Annotated in this window: 28 protein-coding genes and 1 tRNA gene; 15 read left to right on the top strand and 14 right to left on the bottom strand. The window is 52.4% G+C overall.

The features are described from left to right. Window position 1: 1 nt before the first annotated feature. Window positions 2-628 carry a glutathione S-transferase family protein gene (locus LY264_RS16445; protein ID WP_032942804.1) on the bottom strand — a complete coding sequence of 209 codons (627 nt, stop codon included), beginning with the start codon at window positions 626-628 and terminating at the stop codon, window positions 2-4. 328 nt (window positions 629-956) lie between these two features. Here LY264_RS16445 and dacC point away from each other — a divergent pair, with 328 nt between their 5' ends. Then, window positions 957-2,159 (top strand): serine-type D-Ala-D-Ala carboxypeptidase, encoded by a 1,203-nt coding sequence (gene dacC / locus LY264_RS16440; RefSeq protein ID WP_020996521.1) that lies wholly within the window; start codon window positions 957-959, stop codon window positions 2,157-2,159. Between the two features lie 45 nt (window positions 2,160-2,204). Here the strand turns inward: dacC and deoR are convergent, their stop codons facing one another. After that, entirely contained in the window at window positions 2,205-2,963 is a 759-nt protein-coding gene (gene deoR / locus LY264_RS16435; protein WP_048225974.1) for a DNA-binding transcriptional repressor DeoR, read from the bottom strand. A 64-nt stretch (window positions 2,964-3,027) separates the two neighbouring features. Next, window positions 3,028-3,636, bottom strand: coding sequence for an undecaprenyl-diphosphate phosphatase (ybjG, locus tag LY264_RS16430; RefSeq protein ID WP_048225972.1), 609 nt, complete (start codon window positions 3,634-3,636; stop codon window positions 3,028-3,030). A 297-nt stretch (window positions 3,637-3,933) separates the two neighbouring features. On the opposite strand from ybjG, the gene LY264_RS16425 reads away from it, so the two are divergent. Further along, a complete protein-coding gene (locus tag LY264_RS16425) occupies window positions 3,934-5,166 on the top strand; it encodes an MFS transporter (protein WP_008784235.1) in 1,233 nt (410 codons plus the stop codon). Between the two features lie 217 nt (window positions 5,167-5,383). On the opposite strand, the gene LY264_RS16420 is transcribed toward LY264_RS16425, so the two are convergent. The 3 genes from LY264_RS16420 to LY264_RS16410 form a co-directional block, all read right to left on the bottom strand. Then, window positions 5,384-5,665: a hypothetical protein gene (locus LY264_RS16420; protein WP_048225970.1), complete on the bottom strand. Its 282-nt coding sequence runs from the start codon at window positions 5,663-5,665 to the stop codon at window positions 5,384-5,386. A 107-nt stretch (window positions 5,666-5,772) separates the two neighbouring features. Then, window positions 5,773-6,588 carry a Cof-type HAD-IIB family hydrolase gene (locus LY264_RS16415; RefSeq protein ID WP_048225968.1) on the bottom strand — a complete coding sequence of 272 codons (816 nt, stop codon included), beginning with the start codon at window positions 6,586-6,588 and terminating at the stop codon, window positions 5,773-5,775. Continuing rightward, on the bottom strand, window positions 6,588-7,796 hold the full coding sequence (locus LY264_RS16410) for an MFS transporter (RefSeq protein ID WP_048225966.1): 1,209 nt from the start codon (window positions 7,794-7,796) through the stop codon (window positions 6,588-6,590). Before LY264_RS16410 ends, LY264_RS16415 begins: the two co-directional genes overlap by 1 nt. A gap of 85 nt (window positions 7,797-7,881) precedes the next feature. Here LY264_RS16410 and LY264_RS16405 point away from each other — a divergent pair, with 85 nt between their 5' ends. Next, window positions 7,882-8,442 carry a TetR/AcrR family transcriptional regulator gene (locus tag LY264_RS16405; RefSeq protein WP_048225964.1) on the top strand — a complete coding sequence of 187 codons (561 nt, stop codon included), beginning with the start codon at window positions 7,882-7,884 and terminating at the stop codon, window positions 8,440-8,442. On the opposite strand, the gene LY264_RS16400 is transcribed toward LY264_RS16405, so the two are convergent. Beyond that, entirely contained in the window at window positions 8,429-9,226 is a 798-nt protein-coding gene (locus LY264_RS16400; RefSeq protein WP_048225962.1) for an SDR family NAD(P)-dependent oxidoreductase, read from the bottom strand. The two genes, LY264_RS16405 and LY264_RS16400, sit on opposite strands and share 14 nt — an antisense overlap. 270 nt (window positions 9,227-9,496) lie before the next feature. Continuing rightward, the gene (locus LY264_RS16395) at window positions 9,497-11,182 is read right to left on the bottom strand and encodes an aspartate:alanine antiporter (RefSeq protein ID WP_003831652.1); all 1,686 of its coding nucleotides are present in this window, start codon (window positions 11,180-11,182) and stop codon (window positions 9,497-9,499) included. A 269-nt stretch (window positions 11,183-11,451) separates the two neighbouring features. Between LY264_RS16395 and LY264_RS16390 the strand changes: the two genes are divergently transcribed. After that, the gene (locus tag LY264_RS16390) at window positions 11,452-11,832 is read left to right on the top strand and encodes an inner membrane protein YbjM (RefSeq protein WP_003035356.1); all 381 of its coding nucleotides are present in this window, start codon (window positions 11,452-11,454) and stop codon (window positions 11,830-11,832) included. Window positions 11,833-11,866: 34 nt separating this feature from the next. Here the strand turns inward: LY264_RS16390 and LY264_RS16385 are convergent, their stop codons facing one another. Then, window positions 11,867-12,130 (bottom strand): GrxA family glutaredoxin, encoded by a 264-nt coding sequence (locus LY264_RS16385; RefSeq protein ID WP_008784241.1) that lies wholly within the window; start codon window positions 12,128-12,130, stop codon window positions 11,867-11,869. A 172-nt stretch (window positions 12,131-12,302) separates the two neighbouring features. Here LY264_RS16385 and LY264_RS16380 point away from each other — a divergent pair, with 172 nt between their 5' ends. The 10 genes from LY264_RS16380 (at window position 12,303) to rlmC (ending at window position 21,168) form a co-directional block, all read left to right on the top strand. After that, window positions 12,303-12,593, top strand: coding sequence for a DUF1418 family protein (locus LY264_RS16380; RefSeq protein WP_048225913.1), 291 nt, complete (start codon window positions 12,303-12,305; stop codon window positions 12,591-12,593). Next, window positions 12,577-13,299, top strand: coding sequence for a nitroreductase NfsA (gene nfsA, locus LY264_RS16375; protein WP_008784243.1), 723 nt, complete (start codon window positions 12,577-12,579; stop codon window positions 13,297-13,299). Before LY264_RS16380 ends, nfsA begins: the two co-directional genes overlap by 17 nt. Before the next feature lie 59 nt (window positions 13,300-13,358). Further along, entirely contained in the window at window positions 13,359-14,261 is a 903-nt protein-coding gene (gene rimK, locus LY264_RS16370) for a 30S ribosomal protein S6--L-glutamate ligase (RefSeq protein ID WP_048225909.1), read from the top strand. 90 nt (window positions 14,262-14,351) lie between these two features. Continuing rightward, complete coding sequence (locus tag LY264_RS16365; RefSeq protein ID WP_003831662.1) at window positions 14,352-14,828, top strand: type III secretion system chaperone family protein; 477 nt, start codon at window positions 14,352-14,354, stop codon at window positions 14,826-14,828. A 433-nt stretch (window positions 14,829-15,261) separates the two neighbouring features. Continuing rightward, a complete protein-coding gene (gene potF / locus LY264_RS16360; protein WP_003831664.1) occupies window positions 15,262-16,374 on the top strand; it encodes a spermidine/putrescine ABC transporter substrate-binding protein PotF in 1,113 nt (370 codons plus the stop codon). 138 nt (window positions 16,375-16,512) lie between these two features. Beyond that, entirely contained in the window at window positions 16,513-17,646 is a 1,134-nt protein-coding gene (gene potG / locus LY264_RS16355) for a putrescine ABC transporter ATP-binding subunit PotG (RefSeq protein WP_008784245.1), read from the top strand. Between the two features lie 9 nt (window positions 17,647-17,655). Beyond that, window positions 17,656-18,609, top strand: a complete 954-nt coding sequence (potH, locus tag LY264_RS16350; protein ID WP_003831667.1) for a putrescine ABC transporter permease PotH — start codon at window positions 17,656-17,658, stop codon at window positions 18,607-18,609. Further along, on the top strand, window positions 18,606-19,451 hold the full coding sequence (gene potI / locus LY264_RS16345; protein WP_008784246.1) for a putrescine ABC transporter permease PotI: 846 nt from the start codon (window positions 18,606-18,608) through the stop codon (window positions 19,449-19,451). Before potH ends, potI begins: the two co-directional genes overlap by 4 nt. A gap of 59 nt (window positions 19,452-19,510) precedes the next feature. Next, the gene (locus LY264_RS16340) at window positions 19,511-19,999 is read left to right on the top strand and encodes a YbjO family protein (protein WP_003035378.1); all 489 of its coding nucleotides are present in this window, start codon (window positions 19,511-19,513) and stop codon (window positions 19,997-19,999) included. A gap of 41 nt (window positions 20,000-20,040) precedes the next feature. Continuing rightward, window positions 20,041-21,168 carry a 23S rRNA (uracil(747)-C(5))-methyltransferase RlmC gene (gene rlmC, locus LY264_RS16335; protein ID WP_048225907.1) on the top strand — a complete coding sequence of 376 codons (1,128 nt, stop codon included), beginning with the start codon at window positions 20,041-20,043 and terminating at the stop codon, window positions 21,166-21,168. Between the two features lie 875 nt (window positions 21,169-22,043). Here the strand turns inward: rlmC and LY264_RS16330 are convergent. The 3 genes from LY264_RS16330 to LY264_RS16320 form a co-directional block, all read right to left on the bottom strand. Beyond that, window positions 22,044-22,131 (bottom strand) — tRNA-Ser (locus tag LY264_RS16330). Window positions 22,132-22,279: 148 nt separating this feature from the next. Then, window positions 22,280-22,957 carry an isochorismatase family protein gene (locus tag LY264_RS16325; protein ID WP_048225905.1) on the bottom strand — a complete coding sequence of 226 codons (678 nt, stop codon included), beginning with the start codon at window positions 22,955-22,957 and terminating at the stop codon, window positions 22,280-22,282. 16 nt (window positions 22,958-22,973) lie between these two features. Beyond that, the gene (locus LY264_RS16320) at window positions 22,974-23,834 is read right to left on the bottom strand and encodes a pirin family protein (protein ID WP_003831674.1); all 861 of its coding nucleotides are present in this window, start codon (window positions 23,832-23,834) and stop codon (window positions 22,974-22,976) included. Between the two features lie 108 nt (window positions 23,835-23,942). Between LY264_RS16320 and LY264_RS16315 the strand changes: the two genes are divergently transcribed. After that, complete coding sequence (locus LY264_RS16315) at window positions 23,943-24,854, top strand: LysR family transcriptional regulator (protein ID WP_003831675.1); 912 nt, start codon at window positions 23,943-23,945, stop codon at window positions 24,852-24,854. 79 nt (window positions 24,855-24,933) lie between these two features. On the opposite strand, the gene infA is transcribed toward LY264_RS16315, so the two are convergent. Continuing rightward, a complete protein-coding gene (infA, locus tag LY264_RS16310) occupies window positions 24,934-25,152 on the bottom strand; it encodes a translation initiation factor IF-1 (RefSeq protein WP_002211347.1) in 219 nt (72 codons plus the stop codon). Window positions 25,153-25,437: 285 nt separating this feature from the next. After that, on the bottom strand, window positions 25,438-26,142 hold the full coding sequence (gene aat, locus LY264_RS16300) for a leucyl/phenylalanyl-tRNA--protein transferase (RefSeq protein WP_048225903.1): 705 nt from the start codon (window positions 26,140-26,142) through the stop codon (window positions 25,438-25,440). Between the last annotated feature and the right edge of the window lie 26 nt (window positions 26,143-26,168).

Genomic DNA, 26,168 nt, shown 5'->3' with positions numbered 1-26,168 from the left:
GTTAGCTGACCGGGATCATCACGATTTTTTGAAACGCCGGGCGCTCGGTCAGTTGTTGATACCAGCGTTCCAGATGCGGGCGCGGGGTCCAGCTCAGACCAACGTTGAACAGGTTATAGATGAACGGTGCCACAGCGATATCCGCGGTGCCAAATTCAGCGCCGGAGAACCATGGCTGGTCTGCCAGCGCGTTATCCAGAATGGCAAACAGGTTCTCGCAAACTTGCTTACTTGCCTCAATGGCCGCCATATCGCGCTGATCGGCAGGTGTTCTGACCAGACCAAATAAGATAACCCGATGCGCAGGGCTTAGCGTCTGATTTGCCCAGTCCATCCATTTTTCACCGACTGCGCGCGCGGCCGGGGCGTCAATCCACAAACGTTTTTGTCCGTACTGAGCGGCCAGATAGCGGACAATGGTATTGGATTCCCACAGAACAACGTCTGTTTCATCATCGCGTAGCAGCGGGACCAGTCCGTTCGGGTTCAGTGCCAGATAGTCGGCATCGCGGTTACCGCCATGCTGTCCGCCCGCCAGAATTTGGTTATACGGCAGTTCCAGTTCCTCGAGCGTCCACAATACTTTTTTTACGTTGGTCGAGTTATTGCGACCCCACAGTGTAATCATAGTAACCCCGCAAATTAATTGAGCAGCTTTATGGCTGCAGATGCCATCTGACTAGCTCACATGGTGGGGTAAACCTAATATTTACGCAACAAAGTCTAAAAAAATCGTGCCAGGAGCAGCGCACCGCGGCGTTATTGCATAAACTTTAAAAACTTTACCAACTTACGGTTTCTTTAAGCTCGTTAGTGCGTTATTACTCACCGCACTTATTTTACACGTCATCCATCAGACTTTTTCTGCATGGGTTGGTCGAGGTCGCTTGGCCGGTTTTGTGTAAACACGGTGTGGTATGACGTGGTTTTTTGGAATGGATACTCGGGTGGCATTTATGACGCAATACTTCTCTTCACTTCGCAGCTTTGCTGCAGGTTCTGCACTCTTAATCCTTTTGGCGCCGACCGTACAGGCGGCGGAGCAACCGACGGCCCCGCCGAGCGTGGACGCGCGCGCGTGGATTCTGATGGATTACGCCAGTGGTAAGGTGCTGGCGGAAGGTAATGCTGATGAGAAACTGGATCCTGCCAGTCTGACCAAAATCATGACCAGCTATGTGGTTGGGCAGGCGCTGAAGGCCGGGAAAATTAACCTCAACGACATGGTCACCGTGGGCAAAGACGCCTGGGCGACCGGTAATCCAGCCCTGCGCGGTTCGTCGGTCATGTTCCTCAAGCCCGGCGATCAGGTCGCGGTGTCCGATCTGAATAAAGGCGTTATCATTCAGTCAGGTAACGATGCCTGTATTGCACTCGCTGATTACGTTGCCGGTAGCCAGGAATCTTTTATTGGTCTGATGAACGGCTATGCGAAAAAACTGGGGCTGACCAACACGACTTTCCAGACGGTACACGGCCTGGATGCGGCAGGACAGTTCAGTACCGCACGTGATATGGCGTTGCTCGGGAAGGCGTTAATCCACGATGTGCCGGAAGAGTACGCTATTCACAAAGAGAAAGAATTTACCTTCAATAAAATCCGCCAGCCGAACCGCAACCGTCTGTTGTGGAGCACCAACCTGAACGTGGACGGTATGAAAACCGGGACCACTGCCGGGGCGGGATACAACCTGGTGGCCTCCGCGACCCAGGGCGATATGCGCCTGATCTCCGTGGTGCTGGGAGCAAAAACCGACCGCATTCGTTTCAATGAGTCAGAAAAACTGCTGACCTGGGGCTTCCGTTTCTTTGAAACCGTTACGCCGATAAAGCCGGATGCGACTTTCGTCACCCAGCGCGTCTGGTTTGGCGATAAGAGTGAAGTGAATTTGGGCGCCGGAGAAGGGGGGTCTGTGACCATTCCGCGTGGCCAGCTCAAAAACCTGAAGGCCAGCTTTACCCTGACTGAACCACAGCTAACTGCACCGCTGAAGAAAGGTCAGGTTGTGGGCACTATCGACTTCCAGTTGAACGGAAAATCCATTGAGCAGCGTCCGTTGATGGTGATGGAAGATGTGGAAGAGGGTGGTTTCTTTAGCCGCATGTGGGACTTTGTGATGATGAAATTCCACCAGTGGTTTGGTGGTTGGTTCTCGTAATCTTATTTATTGCCGGATGGCGCAATCGCCGTCCGGCAGTATCTGTTAGTACTTCAGCGTGATACGTTGCGCTTTAGCGTACTCAACAAACTCATCGTCAGGGCGGTTATCACTGATGATGGTATCAAAGCGTTTCAAGTCCCCCATCCTCGCAGGTCGCACCTTGCCAAACTTGCTGTGATCGACCACCAAAACGTGATGCTGCGCCATCGACATCGCCCAGTGTTTCACCGGCAGTTCTTCCAGATTAAAACAGGTCGCGCCTTTCTCGATATGAACACCTGCCGCAGAATAAAAGGCGATATCCGGACAGAGGTTGTTCAGCGTTTCCTGAAAATCGAGCGGTTTAAAAATCGCGTTACTGGCATGGAATTCACCACCACACAGAATGACGCGGCAATGCGGTTTTTCCTGTAGCACCAGAAACGTATTCAACGAGTAGCAGATTGCGGTGAAGGGCAGTTCATTGTCGATCGCTTCAATGATCCACGGCGTGGTCGTACCGCAATCGAAAAAGATGGTCTGATGCGCCTGCACGAGACTCGCCGCCTGCTGGGCAGCGCGACGCTTTTCATCAACCAGACGGGATTTTTGATCGCTGATTAAATAGTGGTTAGCGCTGCGGGGTTCCAGAACAATATAGCCCCCGAGCAGCACGACGGGAGCATCATGATTATTCAGGTCGCGACGAATGGTCATCTCAGATACGCCCAGCAACGTCGCGGCTTCTTTGAGGTGTAATTTATCGCTGCGTTTCAGTGCCTGCAGTAATTGACCAATACGCTCGTCGCGTCGAGTTTCCATAGTTCCCCTGGAGAATAGAATAAGTGCTTAGTTTCGCGCTTAATACTACTCTTTTTACCGCGGGTTAGTCACGTACCCAACCTTTACGGATGGGGAGAGCGAAGCAGGTGCGATAGCACGTCTGCAGGCCGAGGTACAAGGTTGTGCCGAACCGTTGCCAGATCATCTGGGCGCTCAGACAGCCGATCAACCCGGCCAGTAATCCGCCCAGCATATCCAGCGGCCAGTGAACGCCAAGGTAAACTCGTGACCAGGCAATCGCCACGGCGACAACCATCAGCAGAGCACCCGTCCACAAGCGATGCCAGAACAGGAAGGCCAGAGCAAAGGTAAAGATAACCGTACCGTGGTCGCTCGGGAAAGAGTCATCTGCCGCATGGTGCAGGAAGTTATAGCCGATGTGGTTAACGAACGGACGATCGTGGGGGAAAAGATGCCCCATCAGCCAAGAAATCGTCAGACCGACTACCAACGCAATGGCCATTTTGATGACCAACTGGCGCTGGAGCGTAACTTGACCACGAGGTCCCCAAAGCCAGAGCACAACGGCTAACAGCGGCACAATGCTGATCAGATCTTTGGCAATGAAAATGGCGAGCGAAATTGCCCATCGCTCAGAGTCGGGTGTTGCATTGATCAAGTAAAAAAGCGAATTGTTCAGATTTTCCAGCATAACGTCCAGACTCAGTGTAATCGTTAAATAGACCCATTTGGGGAGAGCATAAAATTGCTTCCACGGGATAAAAAGCGGTCTTGTCTTATTTGCCTGTTAAATGACGATTTTTAAGACAATTAATGAGACTTATTGAGCATGATAGCGGTCTCAACTTAAATTAACCTTAAAGCAAAATGTTCTTGAGCAAATGAGTGTAAAAATGTGCGCATTTTGCTTTCAAATCACATAATTCACTATCACCAGTACGGCGCATTTATTACACTTTGCGCGATTTTTCTATAGTTAAGAGATTGCATGCAGAACCGTTTATCTTCAGGCGTCCGTTTGGGGCGTCAGGCATTACTTTTCCCGCTCTGTCTGGTGCTTTACGAATTCTCCACTTATATCGGCAACGATATGATCCAGCCCGGAATGTTGGCGGTGGTGGCGCAATATAACGCCGGATTAGATTGGGTACCTACGTCCATGACCGCCTATCTGGCAGGCGGCATGTTTTTGCAGTGGTTGTTAGGACCGCTGTCGGACCGTATTGGTCGTCGTCCGGTAATGTTAACCGGTGTGATCTGGTTCATCGTTACCTGCCTTGCAACCCTGCTTGCACAGAATATTGAGCAATTTACCTTCCTGCGTTTTTTGCAGGGGATAAGCCTGTGCTTTATTGGTGCGGTGGGTTACGCCGCCATTCAGGAATCCTTTGAAGAAGCGGTCTGCATAAAAATTACCGCGCTGATGGCAAACGTGGCGCTGATTGCGCCACTGCTGGGTCCGTTGGTAGGCGCAGCCTGGGTACATGTTCTGCCGTGGGAAGGGATGTTTATCCTGTTTGCTGCTCTGGCGGCCATCTCCTTTTTTGGTCTGCAACGCGCGATGCCGGAAACGGCAACCCGGCTTGGTGAAAAGCTGTCCATTAAAGAACTGGGCAAGGATTATAAGCTGGTGCTAAGGAACGTGCGCTTCGTTGCAGGCGCACTGGCGTTGGGTTTTGTCAGCCTGCCGTTACTGGCGTGGATTGCGCAGTCCCCGATTATTATCATCAGTGGTGAACATCTCAGCAGCTACGAATATGGTCTGTTGCAGGTACCGATTTTTGGCGCGTTGATTGCCGGTAACCTGGTGCTGGCGCGTCTGACTTCGCGAAAAACCGTGCGTTCGCTAATTATCATGGGCGGCTGGCCAATCGCCGTTGGCCTGATTATTGCTGCTGCGGCCACGGTAGTGTCATCTCATGCATATCTATGGATGACGGCAGGTTTGAGTATCTATGCGTTTGGCATTGGCGTGGCGAATGCGGGGCTGGTGCGCCTGACGCTGTTTGCCAGCGAAATGAGTAAGGGTACCGTTTCTGCCGCAATGGGTATGTTGCAGATGCTGATTTTTACCGTCGGTATTGAGTTGAGCAAACACGCGTATCTGCTGGGAGGGAACGGCTTGTTCAGCCTGTTCAATCTGGCAAGCGGCGTACTGTGGCTGATTTTGATGGTTATCTTCCTGAAAGATAAACGGGTAGGGAATTCCCGGGAAGGTTAAGGCCCGGTTGTCCGCAATCCAGCGCAGATAAGCATAATGACGCCGATAAATTCATCATTATGTTGATAATAGAATCACGCTGTAGGCCGGATAAGCGAAGCGCCATCCGGCGGCCTGTAGCAAATTGCCGGATGGCGGCGTAAACGCCTTATCCGGCCTACCGCTCACCAAAGATCTTAACTGACCAGTATTACTGTTGTCTGGGCCTGGCGACAACTTAGTGGTGGTCGTCAATCTGATGTTCGATAACCATCCCTTCACCGACGCTTGCCACATGTCGCGCATAAGGATGTGCGCGATAGACAGGGGCCGGAGCAGGCGCTGGAGCAACATATACCGTTTGTGGTGCGGTCGTTACGCTGACCGCCTGCGGGACGCTGACGGAAGAGGGCACTACCACCACTTTATAACCGCTGGGGACATCAACGGTAACGCTCTGTGCAAATATTGTCCCCGCAAAGCCCAGCAACAATGTCGCCATCAGTACACTTTTCTTCATGATCCGCTCGCCTGAAATATTCACTGGAAGTAATAATCCAGCGGGTTAATTTGAGGCGGATTATGAATAGATCATGCCATCATTTTGTTGCCGTCTGTGCTGAGCCGTTAATGCGTAAACGGTGCTTCATTCTTTAACACGCGGTCGATAACATCCAGCACGCCCTCTTCGTTGTTCGAGCCTGCACGATATTTTGCCGCCTGGACAACCGGTTCGTGAGCGTTGGCCATTGCGAAACTAAATCCCGCCTGACGCAGCATCTCAATATCATTTCCGCCATCGCCAAACACAACAACTTCGTCGTCGTTAATATTCCAGCGTTGTTGCAGCAGGCGCAGACCGTTAGCCTTATGCACGCCGGGTATTATTAAGTCGATGCTGCCGTAGCCGGTATGCACCGGTACCATAATATCGCCAATCGCCTCGTGGAGATCGGCCTGTACCTGTGGAATTCGGTCGTCGGAAATATTCAGCCCGAATTTGAAAAAAACGTCGTTGAGATTGTCAAAATTATCTACAAATTCGAGACGATGATAGTACATGGCGGAAACGTTCTTATGCTCATCGCTGTACTGTTTCAACGTATAGGCGCTGTTTTTACCACAGGCAATAATGTCGATATCGGCGCGGGTCAGCAGATGATCTACGATGGCATGGAAATCGTCTTTAGCCAGTTCGCCGTTAAAGACATCTTCTCCTTCACTGACCACCCAACCGCCGTTTTCGGCGACAAATGAGATCTCATAGGCCAGTTCGGGGAAAAAGGAAATCAACTGATAATATTGGTTGCCGCTGGCGACCACAAAGCGGATCCCTTGTTCTTTCATCTGGCGGTATTGCGCCATAAAGCGCTCACGGTTATAGGTTTTTTGGTCGCTTAAAAATGTGCCGTCCATGTCGACCGCAATTAATTTGATACTCATTAGCTGTTCTCCATCAACGTAGTATTTTTGAGATCCGGTTTCGCTACCGCTTTCGCGACGACGGCGGCGACAAGCACCAGCGCCAGCACCACTAACATAGCGCTGCGCAGGCCATAGTGTTCACCCAGATAGCCCAGCAGCGGCGGTCCAACAAGGAACGCCAGGTAACCGGTGGTCGCTACGACGCTGACGCGGGTCGGTGCATCGGGGCCGGTGTCGCTGGCGGCTGAAATGGTCAGCGGGAAGCCGAGCGAAGCGCCGAGTCCCCACAGAATAACGGACACACCGGCCACCCAAGAGCTGTCGACAAAAATAATCAGGCTAATCCCGAGAGCGCCCATCAGCGCACTGGCGCGCACCACCGCAACGCGGCTGTAACGGTCGATGAACCAGCCACCGGTAAATCGCCCAACGGTCATACCCAGCGTAAAACCGGCATAAATCAGCGAGCCTGATGTCGGGCTAAATCCATGTCCGTCCACCATTAACAGTGGAAGCCAGTCGTTGGCGGAACCTTCAGCAAATGCCATCGCCAGCACTACAACGCCGATCAGCAATAGCTGGATATCACGATAAAAAGGCAGTCCTTTTTCACCGGAGTGAGAACCGTCAGCGGCATTTTTGCCCGTGCCGTCAGGAATAGCTTTGATGGCGATGAAAATAGGTGTGATAGCAACCATTGCAGCCAAAATGATATGCGCGGTAGCCGGGACGCTGAAGGCGGTAAGCATCATTCCAACTCCAGCCCCTGCCAACGTTCCCAGGCTGTAAAAACCGTGCATCATCGGCAGCACGGTTTTGTTCATTTCGCGCTCAACGGCTGCACCTTCGACGTTGATGGCAACTTCTGCCGCACCAAAGCTGGCGCCAAATACGCCCAGGCCAAACGCGAAAAGCCATGCGGAATGCAGCCAGAGCGCTACGCTGAGGATCGCCATTCCGAGGACGGCACAAGACATGGTGGTGCGAATCACCTTACGCGTGCCAAATCGTTTCACCAGCCAGGCCGAACAAAGTATGCCACTCATCGAACCAATAGAGAGCCCAAACAACACCGCACCCATTTCGGCAGTGGAGATGGAGAGGATATCTCTGATGGCAGGGGTACGCGTTGCCCAGGAGGCCATTAATAATCCTGGTAAAAAGAAGAACGTGAACAGCGCCCAGGTGCGACGTCTTAAGGCTTTGCGTGATGAGATGCCAGTCATGAATTCGAGCCAAAGAAAAGAGGGAAGGAGACAACATTAGCAAGACTGTGTACATTTGTACACAAATGCAAGAAGAGGAAATGTAGTGCGACGTGCAAACGATCCGCAGCGGCGGGAAAAAATAGTTCAGGCGACTCTGGAAGCAGTAATAGCCCATGGTATTCATGGGGTTACACATCGTAAAATCGCTATGATTGCCGAGGTGCCACTGGGTTCTATGACCTATTACTTTTCGGGAATTGATGAGCTTTTGATGGAGGCATTTGGCCGTTTTACTGACAGGATGATGCTGCAGTATCAGGACTTTTTTGCCGACGTTAAGGATGCGTCGCAGGCTTGCCATGCCATTACCGATATGATTTACGGCTCTCAGGTCACAACGCCTGATAATATGGAGCTCATGTATCAGCTGTATGCTTTTGCCAGCCGTAAACCAGCGTTGAAAACGGTGATGCAGAACTGGATGCTACGCAGCCAACAAACGCTGGAGCAGTGGTTTGACCCGGTTACTGCGCGGGCGCTGGATGCTTTTATTGAAGGAATGACGCTGCATTTTGTCACGGACAAAAAACCGCTGCAGCGAGAAGATATCTTGCTGATGGTGGAGCGTATTGCAGGGATACCCGCGACAGTCAGCTGTGCGTAGCGCCTCCGGTAATATTCACCACCGTCGCGGTCATGGCGCTGGCATGGTCTGAAGCAAGAAAGGTCATGACCTCAGCGATTTGTGCAAGCGTAGGCAGGCGCGCGAGCATGGTACTTTGCGCCGCACCCCCTAACCATTGATCGACGGTTAAACCCATTGACTGTGCTTTGGCGGAGAAAATTTCTCCGGTATAGGAGCCAGCTGCAACAGCATCCACAATCGCATGCGAGCGCACGCCGACGACCCGGATATTTGCCGGTCCTACCTCGCTGGCGAACGCTTTAATAAAAGCCTCTGTTCCTGCACAACCAACAATATGACCCAGATGACCCGGCATCGCCATCGGGGCCGCGGGGGCAACAACGCTGAGAATGACGCCCGCACGATTGCCGCCCATGTGCGGCGTTACGGCTTTAGCGATATTGAACTGCGCCGAGAGGAAAGGGGTGATGCCGCTCATAAACTCAGAGAGGGATAATGTGTCAATGCGTTTGCCCTGTTCGTGCATAAATCCCGTTGCGTTAACCACCACATCTATTCCACCGGTTTGCTGCGCAAGGCGGGTAACTTCCTTCGATGCGTTGTGCTCGGCGAGTACATCGGTGATAAAGGTTTCGACTGTACCACCTGCCGTTCGGATAATACTGGCCGCCCGATCAAGTTTTTCCTGGCTGCGAGCACCCAGACACACATGGGCTCCTTCGCGTGCCATGGCCTGCGCAACCGCACTACCAATAGCCCCGCAGCCACCAAAAATTACTGCGACTTTGCCAGTAAGCAACATGACTAACCCCCATCCCCGATAAAGCACCGTTTTAAAGTATGTGCCATAACCGGCATGCTGCAAATTTGGGAGGAGTTTCAGAGGTGGAAGGCGATGAACGCAAATTTCAGGCAACAAAAAACCCATCAACCTTGAACCAAAACGGCGGGGTTGATGGGCTCCACAAATTGGGGACATCAAAGAAAAGCAGTGGCAATAGTTATGACTGACGCCTTGAAGAAAAGTTCTGCTTACCTGCAAAAATTTTTCAATTAAGGGAAAATTTCAGCGCTACCCAAGGCCAGGCCAGACAATGACGATGAGTGTCCCCGCTAATGTCAGCAGAACGTTAGCAATCGCGTAAGTCCCGGCATAGCCTAACGCAGGGATGTTGCTGCGTGCGGTGTCGCTGATGATTTCCATTGCTGGAGCACAGGTACGTGCGCCCATCATGGCACCAAACAGCAGGGCGCGGTTCATGCGCAATACGTAAGCACCAAACAAGAAACAGATGACAACCGGAACCAGGCTGACTACCAGACCGGCAATCAACATTTGACCACCGACGGCACCCAAGCCATTACCAATGCCACTGCCTGCGCTTAAACCGACGCCTGCCATGAATACCATCAGGCCAAACTCTTTCACCATATTCAGCGCACCCTGTGGGATATAGCCAAATGTGGGGTGGTTGGCTCGCAGGAAGCCCAGCATGATCCCAGCGAACAGCAGTCCAGCCGCATTCCCGATGCCGAAGCTGAAATTACTGAACTGGAAGGTGATCATCCCGATCATCAGACCGATGATAAAGAAGGCGCAGAAGGCCAGCAGATCGGTCACCTGACTGTGAATGGAAATGAAGCCGATACGATCGGCAATGGTTTTCACGCGACGAGCATCACCGCTGACCTGCAACACGTCGCCTTTATTGAGTACGACGTTGTCATCAATAGGCATTTCAATCTGGCTGCGGATCACGCGGTTCAGGAAACAACCGTGGTCGGTCAGTTTCAACTGGGCCAGGCGACGACCAACGGCATTGTGGTTTTTCACCACAATTTCTTCAGTGACGATGCGCATATCGAGCAGATCGCGATCGAACACCTCTTTACCGTTACGGAAGCTGGGATCGAGGCGAGCATGGGCGTCCGGATAACCCACCAGGGCTATCTCATCGCCCATTTGCAACACTGCATCACCATCCGGGTTGGCCAGAATGCCGTTGCGACGGATGCGTTCAATGTAACAACCGGTCTGGCGATAAATACCCAGTTCGCGCAGATTTTTGCCATCGGCCCATGCCACTAGCTCAGGGCCAACGCGATAGGCGCGGATCACCGGGAGGTACACTTTACGATTGGCGTCGGTGTCCAGACCTCGTTCACGCGCGATTTGTTGGGCGCTGGTTTGCAGATCCTGATGCTGCAGTTTCGGCAAATAGCGCGCACCAACAATCAGGCTGACCAGACCAATCAAATAGGTGAGGGCGTAACCCAGGCTCAGGTTATCGAGAGCACTTGAAAGTTGTGTCCCTGTCATTCCTGAATGGCGCAAGGTATCACCCGCGCCGACCAGCACCGGCGTTGAGGTCATCGAGCCAGCCAGCATACCCGCCGTCAGGCCGATATCCCAGCCAAATAGCTTACCCAGCCCCAGCGCGATCAGCATTGCGCTACCGACCATCACCAGGGCAAGCATTAGATAATTTTTCCCATCGCGAAAAAAAATCGAAAAAAAGTTGGGACCGGCTTCGACGCCGACGCAAAAAATAAACAGCATAAAGCCGAGATTTAATGCATCGGTGTTAATACTAAAGTGCTGCTGACCTAATAATAGGGAGACCACTAAAACGCCAATGGAATTACCGAGTTGGACTGAACCCAGACGTAATTTGCCCAGACACAGGCCCAGAGCCAGGACCACAAATAATAACAGGATGTAATTCCCATTTAACAAATCTGCGACGTTTATATTCACGGAGACTAACTTCTTGTTTACTAGTAAGCTATTGAAAGAAATGGCAATTTACGCTAATGTTTTTGCCAGAAATTAAGGGGCGATAGCATCGTACACAGCCCCGAATAATGCAGCATAACAATATATGCGGTTAGTTTAATCTCATTACGTATCAACGGCTATAAGAATCGTGTGGGTGTGTTTTTGGCATGGAATGCCGAGTTACTTTATCTGACTGGACGCCTGCGGGCGAAAAGAGTGTTCGATAGAGAATGTGTCAGGAGGAACGATTGAAACATAAGCAAAGTTGGGCGAGTGCGGTCTGCTGCTTTGTGCTCTTTATTGTGGTGTGTCTTTCATTAACGCTGAACGTGAAAGGGGCATTCAGAGCGGCAGGGCATCCTGAGGTCGGATTGTTGTTTTTTATCTTACCTGGTGCTGCAGCAAGCTTTTTTTCCCATCGTCGGGAAGTGCTCAAACCCCTGCTTGGTGCAATGTTGGCGGCGCCGTGCTGCCTGTTACTGATGCGGTTCGTTTTTATGCCGACGCGTTCATTGTGGCAAGAGCTGGCGTGGTTGTTTAGTGCGGTGTTTTGGTGCGCACTTGGCGCATTATGTTTTTTATTTATCAGTAGCTTATTCAATCAGCATCAACGGCGGAAAAAGAACTGATGACGCCCTCAGGGTGAGGGCGTAGAAACCGCTATCAGGCGAACAGATTCATGTTCTCTTTTGCCCAAGCTTCAAAATCCGTGCAGCCGCCGATGTGTTTTTGATCGACAAAAATCTGTGGAACGGTTTCAACTGGCTTACCTACCGTCTTTTCCAGATCTGCTTTGGTAATTCCTTCAGCATGGATATCAATGTAGCGGAAGTTAAAATCTTCATGCTCACTGCTTAATTTTTCTGCTAATTCTTTTGCGCGCACGCAATACGGGCACCCTGGGCGACCAAAAATAACGGCAAACATCTCTTTCTCCTCGAACTTATCAGGCCGGATGGCAATACTGGTTATGATGCCGCGATTTGTGACGGATGGAAAGCAGGTTCAGCCTGTTGCTTTGATATCCTCAAGCTATATCTGTTAAACACGGCAAGCCGGAACGTTTTATAATGAAAGCCATTTCGCCGGGAGGCCGCGTATGCGCACAATTGGTGTATTACCCAAAAGCGTATTGATGCTGGAAATAATTGGGATGGTTTTGTTATCGCTGGCGCTACTATCGCTTAACGATTACCTCACCTTGCCCGCACCGCTTAACAGCCCGTTAGCCTGCGTGGTGATGATATTTCTGGGCGTACTGCTGATGCTCCCTGCTGCGGTGGCGTTGATGTGGCGTGTTGCTCAACTGCTGGCACCGCAACTGCTGGCACGCGCACCCGGTGATTCAACTGATTCAGACAGAGACAAAAGAGATGACTCCAACCATTGATTTACTTCGCAGCCACCGTTCCATTCGCCATTTTACTGATGATGCCATTTCGGATGCACAGCGTGAGGCGATTATTGCCGCCGCTCAGGGAACGTCAAGCTCCAGTTTTCTACAGTGCACGACGATCGTTCGCATAACGGATAAATCCCTGCGTGAATCACTGGCTACCTTATCTGGCGGCCAAAAGCATGTGGCTCAGGCCGCTGAGTTCTGGGTGTTTTGCGCTGATTTTAACCGTCATTTGCAGATTTGCCCTGACGCGCAACTTGGGCTGGCGGAACAGCTGCTGCTGGGCGTGGTTGATACTGCAATGATGGCGCAAAATGCATTGACGGCGGCAGAGTCGCTGGGACTTGGCGGCGTGTTTATTGGCGGTTTGCGTAACAATATTGAGCCGGTCACCGAACTGCTGAAGCTTCCGCAACATGTTCTGCCGCTCTTTGGATTGTGCCTCGGCTGGCCTGCGGATAACCCGGATATCAAGCCGCGGCTGCCCGCGTCGCTTGTGGTGCATGAAAACCAATACCAGCCACTCAACAGCGATGTTTTGGCGCAATATGATGAGCAGCTCGCGCAGTACTATCTGACCCGAGGAAGCAATACCCGTCGCGACACCTGGAGCGATCATATTCGCCGTACCATCATTAAAGAAAGTCGCCCCTTTATCCTGGAATATTTGCATAAACAGGGATGGGCCACGCGCTAAAGATTTTAACCCAGTGTATGATACGCCAGCTTTTACCAGGTCATTCAGAGAGGTGCAGGGTGAAAATTGCCATTTTGTCCCGGGACGGAACGCTCTATTCTTGTAAACGCCTGCGTGAAGCGGCGATGCAGCGCGGTCACCTGGTTGAAGTTATCGATCCCCTTTCTTGCTATATGAACATCAGCCCGGCGGCATCCTCTATTCATTACAAGGGCCGTCAGCTTCCCCATTTCGACGCGGTGATCCCGCGGATTGGTTCCGCGATTACCTTTTATGGGACGGCGGCGCTGCGCCAGTTTGAGATGCTGGGTAGCTATCCGTTGAATGAATCGGTAGCGATTACGCGAGCGCGCGATAAGCTGCGTTCGCTACAACTGCTGGCGCGTCAGGGAATTGATTTACCCATCACCGGAATTGCTCACTCTCCGGACGATACCAGCGACATGATTGACATGGTTGGCGGTGCGCCGTTGGTGGTGAAACTGGTTGAAGGCACCCAGGGGATCGGCGTGGTGCTGGCGGAAACGCGGCAGGCTGCAGAAAGCGTGGTAGATGCCTTTCGTGGGGTGAATGCCCATATCCTGGTTCAGGAATATATCAAAGAAGCGAAGGGGCGGGATATCCGCTGTTTCGTGGTGGGCGATGAAGTAGTGGCCGCCATTGAACGACGGGCTAAAGAGGGCGATTTTCGATCTAATCTCCATCGCGGTGGGGTGGCGACTATTGCGAATATCACGCCGCGCGAAAGAAAAATTGCGCTCAAAGCCGCTCAGACCATGGGGCTGGATGTTGCAGGTGTTGATATTCTGCGTGCAGAACGTGGGCCGCTGGTCATGGAGGTTAACGCTTCTCCGGGTCTGGAAGGGGTCGAGAAAACCACCGGGATAGACATTGCCGGCAAGATGATCCAGTGGATCGAGCGCCATGCTACGCCTGAATTTTGTCTTAAAATCGGCGGCTAAACACAATATCGATTGCGATCGTGGTATGACACGCTCTTTTTGCGTAAGCTGTGCCGGTATTTTTTTCATCAATAGAGGTCGCACATTATTATGACATCACTGGTCGTTCCCACTCTGGATACGTTGCGTCAATGGCTCGACGACCTGGGCATGAGTTTTTTTGAATGCGATACCTGTCAGGCGCTGCACTTGCCACACATGCAGAATTTTGACGGCATCTTTGATGCAAAAGTTGATTTGGTCGATAACGTCATTCTGTTTTCTGCGATGGCGGAAGTCAGACCTTCTGCATTGCTGCCACTGGCAGCCGATCTGTCTGCGATCAATGCCAGTTCACTGACTGTGAAAGCGTTTCTGGATATGCAGGATGATAATCTGCCAAAGCTGGTGGTTTGCCAGTCTTTATCCGTTACGCCGGGCGTAACGTTTGAGCAGTTTGAATGTTTTGTTCGCCAGAGCGAAGAGCAAATATCGATGGTGATCCTCGAAGCCGGAGCGCATCAGCTGTTATTTAATGCTGAAGAAGATGCGCAAAACAGCACCGCTGAAATTCATTTCCTCCATTAATTCTTCCTGAATCTGGACATATATTGCGCAGCCGCTGCCAGAGCGGTTGCGTATTGCCTGTTTTTATTCTGCATTTAACCTTTCATTAAAGAATTATTCACCTCGATTCAGCGCCTTCCGCTTTATGTCATAGACAATTCTTGCATAAAAAATTGATAAAAGACGTTTTTTAATCTGGGCTATATCCACAATTCCTGGCTAAAGTTATTCTTGCGAAGCTTACCAACGTCATCATTTAAACAACCCCTTGTGACCTGACCTGTGGCCACAATGTGTGTTGAATGCATCGGCGGATGCCAGCGAGCAACAGCGGCATGAGGAGAGGTCTCTCTTTTCATCGGTGCCGCATGAAAGAATATGCACGTTTCTTGCATATCATTAGAGTGTGACATTTTTGTTCGTTTGTTAACGAACTTTCAGAAGGAAAGAGATTATGACCGCCTTAAATAAAAAATGGTTATCAGGCCTGGTTGCGGGTGCTCTGATGGCCATCTCTGCCGGCACGCTCGCTGCTGAACAAAAAACGCTGCATATATATAACTGGTCTGATTATATCGCCCCGGACACGGTGGCTAATTTTGAAAAAGAGACCGGAATTAAAGTTATCTATGACGTATTTGATTCCAATGAAGTACTGGAAGGTAAGCTCATGGCTGGCAGCACCGGCTTTGACCTTGTCGTTCCTTCTGCCAGCTTCCTTGAGCGTCAACTGACTGCGGGCGTATTCCAGCCGCTGGATAAGAGCAAATTGCCGGGCTGGAAAAATCTTGATCCTGAACTGCTGAAGCTGGTGGGTAAACACGATCCGGACAACAAGTTCGCGATGCCGTATATGTGGGCTACGACCGGTATTGGCTATAACGTGGACAAAGTCAAAGCGGTGCTGGGGCCGGATGCGCCGGTTAACAGCTGGGATTTGATCCTCAAACCGGAAAATCTGGAAAAACTCAAAAGCTGCGGCGTCTCTTTCCTCGATGCGCCCGAAGAGGTGTTTGCCACGGTGCTGAACTATTTGGGTAAAGACCCAAACAGTACCAAAGCGGATGATTACACCGGACCGGCAACTGACCTGCTGTTGAAGCTGCGCCCAAATATTCGCTACTTCCACTCCTCGCAATATATTAACGACCTGGCAAACGGTGATACCTGCGTCGCGATTGGCTGGGCAGGGGACGTATGGCAAGCGGCAAACCGTGCGAAAGAAGCGAAAAATGGCGTCAATATCTCCTTCTCAATTCCTAAAGAAGGTGCAATGGCGTTCTTTGACGTATTCGCGATGCCTGCCGATGCGAAAAACAAAGATGAAGCCTATCAGTTCCTCAATTACCTGCTGCGCCCTGATGTGATTGCGCATATCTCCGACCACGTGTTTTATGCCAATGCCAACAAAGAAGCGACGGCTCTGGTCAGCCCTGAAGTTCGTGACAACCCGGGTATCTACCCGCCTGCAGATGTTCGCGCCAAGCTGTTCACACTGAAAGTACAGGATCCGAAGATCGATCGTGTACGTACCCGCGCATGGACGAAGGTAAAAAGCGGGAAATAAACCGATGTTTGGGACATGACCCGGCAGGATTTTTGCCTGCCGGGCAGCGTTGAACCCGGACACATATAACCCGGCAATACGCACCGTTATGGTGCGTTATTTGCACCGTTTCTTTGTTTTATGCCGGAGAGCACCTGAGTGAATGATGCAACCCCACGCCCACAAGCGAAAATCCGCAAGGCGCTGACCCCGCTGCTTGAAATTCGCAATCTGACCAAGTCATTTGACGGTCAGCACGCCGTTGATGACGTCAATCTTACTATCTACAAAGGTGAAATATTTGCTCTGCTCGGCGCGTCCGGCTGTGGCAAATCGACTCTGCTACGGATGCTGGCGGGATTTGAACTGCCGACTACCGGGCAAATCATGCTGGATGGCGTCGATTTAGCGCATGTCCCGCCTTATCTGCGTCCGATTAATATGATGTTTCAGTCCTATGCCCTGTTTCCGCACATGACGGTGGAGCAGAACATTGCCTTTGGCCTCAAGCAGGACAAGCTGCCGAAGGCTGAAATCGCCAGTCGGGTGAATGAGATGCTGGGGCTCGTGCATATGCAGGAGTTCGCCAAACGCAAACCGCACCAGCTTTCCGGCGGTCAGCGTCAGCGTGTGGCACTGGCGCGTAGTCTGGCGAAACGGCCAAAACTGCTGCTGCTGGATGAGCCGATGGGAGCGCTGGATAAAAAACTCCGAGACCGCATGCAACTGGAAGTGGTGGATATCCTCGAACGCGTCGGGGTTACCTGCGTGATGGTGACACACGATCAGGAAGAAGCCATGACGATGGCGGGCCGTATCGCGATCATGAACCGTGGCAAATTTGTCCAGATCGGCGAGCCGGAAGAGATCTACGAGCATCCGACTACGCGCTACAGCGCAGAGTTTATCGGTTCGGTAAACGTTTTTGAGGGACTGCTAAAAGAACGCCAGGAAGATGGTCTGGTGATTGAGTCTCCTGGACTGGTGCATCCGCTGAAAGTGGACGCCGATGCGTCTATTGTCGATAACGTCCCGGTATACGTTGCGCTGCGCCCGGAGAAAATCATGCTCTGCGAAGCCCCTCCGCCAGAGGGTTATAACTTCGCGGTAGGCGAAGTGGTACACATTGCCTATTTGGGCGATTTGTCGGTGTACCACGTACGTTTGAAAAGCGGCCAGATGTTGAGCGCCCAGCTACAAAATGAGCATCGTTATCGCAAGGGATTACCAACCTGGGGTGACGAAGTCCGTTTATGTTGGGATGCGGACAGCTGTGTGGTGTTGACGGTTTAAGGAGCGAAGATGAGTACACTTGAACCTCCGGCACGCGTGGATAAAGCAGGGCGATTCACGCTGTTTATGTCGCGGCTGCAAATGAAGCACGGGCGCAAGCTGGTGATCGCGCTGCCGTATGTGTGGCTGCTGCTCCTGTTTCTGCTGCCTTTTCTGATCGTCTTCAAAATCAGTTTGGCTGAAATGGCGCGCGCTATTCCTCCCTATACGGACCTCGTTTCATGGGCTGACGATCAGCTATCCATCACGCTCAACTTAGCCAACTTCCTGCAGTTAACGGACGATCCGCTCTATTTCGATGCCTACCTGCAATCGTTACAGGTGGCGGGAATTTCGACAATCTGTTGCCTGCTGCTGGGATACCCGCTGGCATGGGCCGTCGCGCACAGTAAACCCTCAACGCGTAATATTCTGCTGTTGCTGGTGATCCTGCCGTCCTGGACCTCGTTTTTAATTCGCGTATATGCCTGGATGGGGATCCTAAAAAACAACGGCGTGCTGAACAACTTCCTGATGTGGTTGGGCGTCATCGACCAACCGTTGACGATTTTGCACACCAATCTGGCGGTCTACATCGGTATTGTTTACGCCTATTTGCCCTTTATGGTGCTGCCGATTTATACCGCGCTGACCCGTATCGATTACTCGCTGGTGGAAGCGGCGCTGGATTTAGGTGCCCGGCCGCTGAAGACCTTCTTTAGCGTGATTGTGCCGTTGACCAAGGGCGGGATTATCGCCGGGTCAATGCTGGTATTTATTCCGGCTGTTGGCGAGTTTGTGATCCCGGAACTGTTGGGCGGCCCGGATAGCATCATGATTGGTCGCGTGCTGTGGCAGGAATTTTTCAATAACCGAGACTGGCCGGTGGCTTCTGCTGTCGCGATTATTATGCTGCTGCTACTGATTGTGCCGATCATGTGGTTCCACAAATATCAGCAAAAAAGCGTGGGGGAACACGGATGAATAACTTACCGGTCGTTCGCTCGCCGTGGCGTATTTTTATCCTGGTAGTGGGCTTTACCTTCCTGTACGCGCCGATGCTGATGTTGGTTATCTATTCGTTTAACAGCTCGAAGCTGGTGACGGTCTGGGCGGGGTGGTCAACACGTTGGTATGGCGAGCTTTTTCACGATAGCGCGATGATAAGCGCCGTCGGCATGAGTTTAACGATTGCTGCGGGTGCTGCGACGATGGCGGCAATCCTTGGCACCATCGCCGCCGTGGTAATGGTGCGCTTTGGTCGTTTTCGTGGTTCGAATGGTTTCGCTTTTATGATCACCGCGCCGCTGGTTATGCCAGATGTCATTACCGGTTTGTCGCTGCTGCTGCTGTTTGTAGCGTTGGCTCACGCCATCGGCTGGCCAGCGGATCGCGGTATGTTGACCATATGGCTGGCGCACGTCACCTTCTGTACGGCATATGTGGCGGTGGTGATTTCTTCACGTTTGCGCGAACTGGATCACTCCATTGAGGAAGCGGCGATGGATCTCGGCGCCACGCCGCTGAAGGTCTTTTTCGTCATCACCCTGCCGATGATTATGCCGGCCGTGATTTCCGGTTGGTTATTAGCCTTCACGCTGTCACTCGATGATCTGGTTATTGCCAGCTTTGTCTCTGGTCCTGGCGCCACAACGTTACCGATGCTGGTGTTCTCCAGCGTACGTATGGGGGTGAACCCGGAGATCAACGCCCTGGCGACGCTGATCCTTGGTGTGGTAGGAATTATCGGATTTATCGCGTGGTATCTGATGGCGCGAACAGAAAAACAACGGATCCGCGATATCCAACGTGCAAGACGCGGCTGAAAAAACTAAAATCTGCCAACCTGTCTATACGGCGCAGCTGTGGTGGCTGCGCCGTTTTCATGGAAGACGACGCGTTGGGATTTTTTAAGAAATCATCCACATCACATGCTCGCTTAAACGTCCCTGCTTTGGTGCAGGTGGCGGCGCTGGCTATTATCATGATCCGCTGTCTCGATCTGTTGATGATTTTTAATACGCTTGGGTTTCGTGGAACCAGTGAGTTTATTCATCGCAGTGTGCAGACCTGGAATTTGACGCTGGTGTTTCTGGGCAGTCTGGTGCTGCTATTTATCGAAATTTACTGCGCATTTTCGCTGGTAAAAGGACGGAACTGGGCACGCTGGATCTATCTGTTGACCCAGATTATCGCCAGCGTCTATCTGTGGGCTGCTTCGTTGGGCTACGGATATCCAGAATTGTTCAGCATTGCGGGGGAGTCCAGACGCGAAATCCTGCATACGCTGGTGATGCAAAAACTGCCGGATATGCTGGTATTGCTGCTGCTGTTTGTTCCTGCGTCCAGCAGGCGGTTCTTCCGTTTGCAATAACGTGTATAATCTTGGCCCCCGGTTAATTTGTAGGTCTTTGTATGCAGTGCGCACTATATGACGCCGAACGCTGTCGCTCCTGTCAGTGGATAACACAGCCTGTCGCCGATCAACTCTTCGAAAAAACAGCCGATCTGCAGAATCTGCTGGCCGAGTATCCGGTCGGAGAATGGTGCGCGCCGGTCAGTGGTCCGGAAAGCGCGTTTCGTAATAAAGCCAAAATGGTAGTCAGCGGCAGCGTGGAAAAACCGCTGCTGGGAATGCTGCATCGTGACGGTACGCCTGAGGACTTGTGCGACTGTCCGCTCTATCCTGAGTCTTTTGCACCCGTATTTGCCGCGCTTAAGCCGTTTATCGCTCGGGCGGGGCTGACGCCCTATAACGTGGCGCGCAAACGCGGGGAGCTGAAATATCTGCTGTTAACGGAAAGCCGATACGACGGCGGTATGATGCTGCGTTTTGTCCTGCGTTCTGAAGCAAAATTAGCACAGCTGCGCGCGGCGCTCCCCTGGTTGCAGGCACAACTCCCACAGTTAAAAGTGATCACTGCCAATATTCAACCGGTGCATATGGCGATCATGGAAGGGGAGACAGAAATCTTCCTGACCGAACAACAGGCGTTGGCGGAACGCTTTAACGATGTGCCGTTGTGGATCCGCCCGCAGAGCTTCTTCCAGACTAACCCGGTGGTGGCGGGACAATTATATGCCACGGCGCGCGACTGGGTGCGCCAGCTTCCGGTTAATCACATGTGGGATCTGTTTTGCGGCGTAGGGGGTTTTGGTCTGCATTGCGCTACGCCGCAGATGAAACTGACGGGTATTGAAATCGCGCCAGAGGCGATTACCTGCGCGAAGCAGTCAGCGCAGGAGCTTGGGTTGCAGAATCTGCATTTTCAGGCGCTGGATTCAACCCAGTTTGCTACCGCTCAGGGCGAAGTACCTGACCTGGTGCTGGTGAATCCGCCGCGTCGCGGGATTGGAAAACCGTTGTGCGATTTTCTTTCCCGCATGGCACCGCGTTTTATTGTTTATTCCAGCTGTAATGCGCAAACCATGGCGAAGGATATTCGTGAGTTGCCCGGGTATCGCATTGAACGCGTCCAACTTTTCGATATGTTCCCACACACCGCGCACTATGAAGTGCTAACGCTACTCAGCCGACAATAACTGCCATGCCTGATGGCGCTTCGCTTATCAGGCCTACAGAGATATGCGGGGCTGTAGCAATGTAGGCTGGATAAGGCGCTTGCGCCGCATCCGGCAAATGCAACATGCGAAAAAAAAGCCCGTACTTTCGTACGAGCTCTTCTTAAAATATGGCGGTGAGGGGGGGATTGACTCGCTTCGCTCGCCCTGCAGGGCAGCCCGTTCGCTGCGCTCCCGGTCTGTCCAGTTGGCTGCGCCAGCTGTCGAACCCCGGTCGGGGCTTCTCATCCCCCGCAGATTTGCAACATGCGAAAAAAAAGCCCGTACTTGCGTACGAGCTCTTCTTTAAATATGGCGGTGAGGGGGGATTGACTCGCTTTGCTCGCCCTGCAGGGCAGCCCGTTCGCTGCGCTCCCGGTCTGTCCAGTTGGCTGCTGCGCCAGCTGTCGAACCCCGGTCGGGGCTTCTCATCCCCCGCAGATTTGCAACATGCGAAAAAAAAGCCCGTACTTTCGTACGAGCTCTTCTTTAAATATGGCGGTGAGGGGGGGATTGACTCGCTTTGCTCGCCCTGCAGGGCAGCCCGTTCGCTGCGCTCCCGGTCTGTCCAGTTGGCTGCGCCAGCTGTCGAACCCCGGTCGGGGCTTCTCATCCCCCGCAGATTTGCAACATGCGAAAAAAAAGCCCGTACTTTCGTACGAGCTCTTCTTTAAATATGGCGGTGAGGGGGGGATTGACTCGCTTCGCTCGCCCTGCAGGGCAGCCCGTCGCTGCGCTCCCGGTCTGTCCAGTTGGCTGCGCCAGCTGTCGAACCCCGGTCGGGGCTTCTCATCCCCCGCAGATTTGCAACATGCGAAAAAAAAGCCCGTACTTTCGTACGAGCTCTTCTTTAAATATGGCGGTGAGGGGGGGATTCGAACCCCCGATACGTTGCCGTATACACACTTTCCAGGCGTGCTCCTTCAGCCACTCGGACACCTCACCATATTGTATTGCTGCCTGACCGCTTGGGGGCAACGGGGCGCTACTATAGGGAGTTGCGCTAAAACGGTCAAGCAGAATTTACGTGTTAACTCTCGTTTGGTTACGCAATATACATATTCCTCCGCCCAGGCAGGCGCGGAGGAAAGGATTAGCGCTGAGAGTCCAGTTTTTCGCCGCTGGTCACGACATCCTGAGCTTTGCTGTAGCTTTCGATCAGCAACTGATAAGCCGGGAAGACTTTGGTATACACTTCCGCCCATTCGGCGGCGTCTTCACGGTTCCATGTACCCTGAATTTCAGAAGCGACGGCGGCGGTATCCATCGGCACGACGCCAGCCTGAACAACACGAGCCAGGGTGATTTCCTGCGCCATTTTGCTGTAAGTACCGGAAGCGTCGATCACAGCGAAAACCTTATAGCCTTCCGCAACCGCGCTGATAGCCGGGAAAGCCATGCACACGCTGGTAATCGTACCGGCGATAATCAGCGTTTTACGACCCGTTGCTTTGACCGCTTTCACGAAATCTTCGTTATCCCAGGCGTTGATTTCGCCTTTACGCGCCACGTATTGGGCATGCGGCGCATTGGCGTGGATCTCAGGGATCAGCGGGCCGTTAGGTCCCTGCGGTACGGATGCCGTGGTAATCACCGGCATCTTCGCCAGAGTCGCCATTTTAGCCAGCGCGGCGGCACGCGCACGCAGTTCTGGCATTGGCATGTCGCCGACGGTCTGGAACAGCCCGCTCTGATGATCGATAAGCAGCATGACGGAATCATTCACATCGATGACCGGACGTGAACCATTAAAGTTTGCAGGACTGGACATATTCTTCTCCTTCGATTCAGATTTGGCCAAAGCGGCCGGAGTTAAAATCGCGTACGGCTTCAGCGATTTCTTGTTTCGTGTTCATTACAAACGGACCGTAACCTACAATCGGCTCGTTCAACGGTTCTCCAGAAAGCAGCAGCACGCTGGCGTCGCTGGAGGCTTCAATATGCAGCGTTTTCCCCTGCTGGCTCAGCACCACCAGTTGCGCTTCGCTGGCAGACGTAGTGCCGTTTACGGTGATATTTCCTTTCAATACCACCAGGGCAGTGCTCCATCCTTCCGGCTGGGACAACGTGAGCTGATGATTACGTTGCAAACGCATATCCCAGACGTTCAGCGGCGAGAAGGTATGTGCCGGGCCTTTTGTATCCTGATAGCTGCCCGCAATCACACGAACGCTCCCTGCTTCATCAGGCAGGGCGACAGTGGGGATCACATCGCTGCTGATGCCCTGGTAACCCGGAACGGCCATTTTGTCTTTTGCTGGCAGATTGACCCACAGCTGTACCATTTCCAGTTCGCCACCCTGACGGGTAAATTCAGGTGAATGGAACTCTTCGTGTAATATTCCTGCTCCTGCGGTCATCCACTGCACGTCGCCGGGGCCGATAATGCCGCCGCGACCGGTTGAATCACGGTGTTCAACTTCGCCGCTGTAAACGATGGTCACCGTCTCAAAACCACGGTGAGGGTGTTCGCCTACGCCGCGTTTTTCGTTACCCGGCGTAAACGTATGTGGACCGGCGTAATCCAGCAGCAGGAACGGACTTAGTTGCTCAGCATGAGACTGGTAAGAAAACATCGAGCGAACCGGAAATCCATCGCCAACCCAGTGTGGGCGAGGTGCGGTGTAGACGCCTGTTACTTGTTTCATATGTGTCTCCTCTGTGGCGTTATCTTGATGTGAATAAGCTTATATTCATGACAGCGAGCTGAGTAGTAGCTAAAATAGTCCTCACTGTCTCATAAATAGGACAATTAGATGACAAAGCCGGATCTCAATGATTTTGCATGGTTTGTGCATGTTGTAGAGGAAGGGGGATTCGCGGCGGCGGGTCGGGCGCTTGATGAACCGAAATCAAAACTAAGCCGACGGATAGCGCAACTGGAAGAGACGCTGGGAGTTCGACTGATTCAGCGAACCACCCGCCAGTTTAACGTGACGGAAGTTGGGCAAACCTTTTACGAGCACTGTAAGGCGATGCTGGTGGAAGCGCAGGCAGCGCAGGATGCGATTGCCGCGTTACAGGTTGAACCGCGTGGCGTGGTGAAGTTGACGTGTCCGGTCACGCTGCTGCATGTGCATATCGGGCCAATGCTTGCCCGTTTTATGGCGCGTTATCCTGACGTATCAGTGCAATTGGAGGCCACTAACCGCCGCGTGGACGTTGTTGGAGAGGGCCTGGACGTGGCGATTCGCGTCAGGCCCCGACCATTTGAGGATAGCGACCTGGTGATGCGTGTGCTGGCGGACAGGGGACATCGTTTGTATGCCAGCCCGCAGTTAATAGAGCAAATGGGAACGCTACATTCTCCGGCGGAGTTGACGCGTTGGCCGGGCCTGAGTCTGGCGACGGGTAAACATGTGCATCGTTGGGAGTTATTCGGGCCGCAGGGCGCACGTGCGGAGGTGCATTTCACGCCGCGTATGATCACCACCGATATGCTGGCGTTACGTGAAGCCGCAGTTGCCGGTGTTGGGGTAGTTCAACTTCCACAGCTGATGGTAAAAGATCAAGTAGCCGCGGGTGAACTGGTGGCATTGCTCGACGGCTGGGAACCGAAGCGAGAAATAATTCACGCAGTCTTTCCATCACGCAGGGGATTATTGCCGTCAGTACGCACATTAGTGGATTTCTTAACGGAAGAATATGCGCGGATGATTGAGGATTAAATACCTGACCTTGGCCCACAAAAAAGGCCGGTTAAACCGACCTTTTATTATCTGGACGCCATTCGGGCGTTAAAAACAATCAGCGACTACGGAAGACAATGCGGCCTTTGCTCAGGTCGTACGGGGTCAGCTCAACAGTCACTTTGTCGCCCGTCAGGATGCGGATATAGTTTTTACGCATTTTACCGGAGATGTGTGCAGTAACCACGTGACCGTTTTCTAACTCTACGCGGAACATGGTATTAGGTAACGTATCGAGAACGGTACCCTGCATTTCAATATTGTCTTCTTTGGCCATCTAATCCTCTGGGGTATCACTACCGTAATTTGAACCGGCAAGATAATGCCGAAGTTCTTTTAATAAGTAAAGATTTGTGCGTTTAAAACACAGCAAATCGGGTTTGGCGCATTACTCTAACCACACACGGCAAAGCCGCACTTAAAGCGCAACGTGTAAGGGAACGAGGAGATAAACGATAGGCGTTGCCTGACGCGAACTGTTCCTTAACCGCGGCGGGGTAATGGGCTAAACCAACTCTGCGCGACAATTATAACACCCCGACAAAAAATGTGCCGAAAACATTCACCCCTGAGGCGAAAATAACGTCCTGGGAACCCAGAAATGGCTCGGTAGCCGCTGCTGGCGCAGTCTGCTCAGGTGTTCAAGGTACTCCCGACGTGGGGTTTCGACGGCGCCCAGCGAAGCTGTGTGGCTATTTAATACCTGGCAGTCGATTAATTTTCCGCCCTGATGGATAAATTCAGCGCAAAAAACAAGCAGTGCGGTTTTGGACGCATTTTCCTGACGGCTGAACATTGATTCGCCACAAAATAGCGTACCTTGCGCCACGCCATACATACCGCCCACTAATTCATTTTGTCGCCATACTTCAATGGAGTGCGCATGGCCCAGTTCGTGCAGGCGATGGTAGGCGTCCACTACATCATGCGTTATCCAGGTGCCTTCTTCCCGGTCGTTGGCGCAGCCTTCAATCACCTGACCGAACGCGTAATTGAGCGTCACGCGATAAGGCGAATTTTTATGAAAGCGTTTCATGCTGCGGCTGAGATGAAATTTCTCGGGCCAAAGAATGGCGCGTGGATCGGGCGACCACCAAAGGATGGGGTCGCCAGGTGAAAACCACGGGAAAATTCCGCGTTGGTAGGCCATTAACAGTCGGGCTGGACTGAGATCGCCGCCAAGCGCCAACAAACCGTTAGGCTCGCGTAAAGCACCTTCCGGTGAAGGGAAGGCTATAGAATGGCGGGACAATTGCACCAGGCGCATGACAGCGAAACTCCACTACGCGAGTT

The sequence above is a fragment of the Citrobacter portucalensis genome, assembly GCF_023374935.1.
GTDB classification, from domain to species: domain Bacteria; phylum Pseudomonadota; class Gammaproteobacteria; order Enterobacterales; family Enterobacteriaceae; genus Citrobacter; species Citrobacter portucalensis.
This window is presented reverse-complemented; position numbering and strand designations above follow the sequence as displayed.

Excerpts from the sequence above, each read along its gene's own strand:
- LY264_RS16445 (WP_032942804.1), bottom strand. The coding sequence starts at position 628 with ATGATTACACTGTGGGGTCGCAATAACTCGACCAACGTAAAAAAAGTA.
- dacC (WP_020996521.1), top strand. The coding sequence starts at position 957 with ATGACGCAATACTTCTCTTCACTTCGCAGCTTTGCTGCAGGTTCTGCA.
- deoR (WP_048225974.1), bottom strand. The coding sequence starts at position 2,963 with ATGGAAACTCGACGCGACGAGCGTATTGGTCAATTACTGCAGGCACTG.
- ybjG (WP_048225972.1), bottom strand. The coding sequence starts at position 3,636 with ATGCTGGAAAATCTGAACAATTCGCTTTTTTACTTGATCAATGCAACA.
- LY264_RS16425 (WP_008784235.1), top strand. The coding sequence starts at position 3,934 with ATGCAGAACCGTTTATCTTCAGGCGTCCGTTTGGGGCGTCAGGCATTA.
- LY264_RS16420 (WP_048225970.1), bottom strand. The coding sequence starts at position 5,665 with ATGAAGAAAAGTGTACTGATGGCGACATTGTTGCTGGGCTTTGCGGGG.
- LY264_RS16415 (WP_048225968.1), bottom strand. The coding sequence starts at position 6,588 with ATGAGTATCAAATTAATTGCGGTCGACATGGACGGCACATTTTTAAGC.
- LY264_RS16410 (WP_048225966.1), bottom strand. The coding sequence starts at position 7,796 with ATGACTGGCATCTCATCACGCAAAGCCTTAAGACGTCGCACCTGGGCG.
- LY264_RS16400 (WP_048225962.1), bottom strand. The coding sequence starts at position 9,226 with ATGTTGCTTACTGGCAAAGTCGCAGTAATTTTTGGTGGCTGCGGGGCT.
- LY264_RS16385 (WP_008784241.1), bottom strand. The coding sequence starts at position 12,130 with ATGTTTGCCGTTATTTTTGGTCGCCCAGGGTGCCCGTATTGCGTGCGC.
- LY264_RS16380 (WP_048225913.1), top strand. The coding sequence starts at position 12,303 with ATGCGCACAATTGGTGTATTACCCAAAAGCGTATTGATGCTGGAAATA.
- nfsA (WP_008784243.1), top strand. The coding sequence starts at position 12,577 with ATGACTCCAACCATTGATTTACTTCGCAGCCACCGTTCCATTCGCCAT.
- LY264_RS16365 (WP_003831662.1), top strand. The coding sequence starts at position 14,352 with ATGACATCACTGGTCGTTCCCACTCTGGATACGTTGCGTCAATGGCTC.
- potF (WP_003831664.1), top strand. The coding sequence starts at position 15,262 with ATGACCGCCTTAAATAAAAAATGGTTATCAGGCCTGGTTGCGGGTGCT.
- potH (WP_003831667.1), top strand. The coding sequence starts at position 17,656 with ATGAGTACACTTGAACCTCCGGCACGCGTGGATAAAGCAGGGCGATTC.
- potI (WP_008784246.1), top strand. The coding sequence starts at position 18,606 with ATGAATAACTTACCGGTCGTTCGCTCGCCGTGGCGTATTTTTATCCTG.
- LY264_RS16340 (WP_003035378.1), top strand. The coding sequence starts at position 19,511 with ATGGAAGACGACGCGTTGGGATTTTTTAAGAAATCATCCACATCACAT.
- rlmC (WP_048225907.1), top strand. The coding sequence starts at position 20,041 with ATGCAGTGCGCACTATATGACGCCGAACGCTGTCGCTCCTGTCAGTGG.
- LY264_RS16325 (WP_048225905.1), bottom strand. The coding sequence starts at position 22,957 with ATGTCCAGTCCTGCAAACTTTAATGGTTCACGTCCGGTCATCGATGTG.
- LY264_RS16320 (WP_003831674.1), bottom strand. The coding sequence starts at position 23,834 with ATGAAACAAGTAACAGGCGTCTACACCGCACCTCGCCCACACTGGGTT.
- LY264_RS16315 (WP_003831675.1), top strand. The coding sequence starts at position 23,943 with ATGACAAAGCCGGATCTCAATGATTTTGCATGGTTTGTGCATGTTGTA.
- infA (WP_002211347.1), bottom strand. The coding sequence starts at position 25,152 with ATGGCCAAAGAAGACAATATTGAAATGCAGGGTACCGTTCTCGATACG.
- aat (WP_048225903.1), bottom strand. The coding sequence starts at position 26,142 with ATGCGCCTGGTGCAATTGTCCCGCCATTCTATAGCCTTCCCTTCACCG.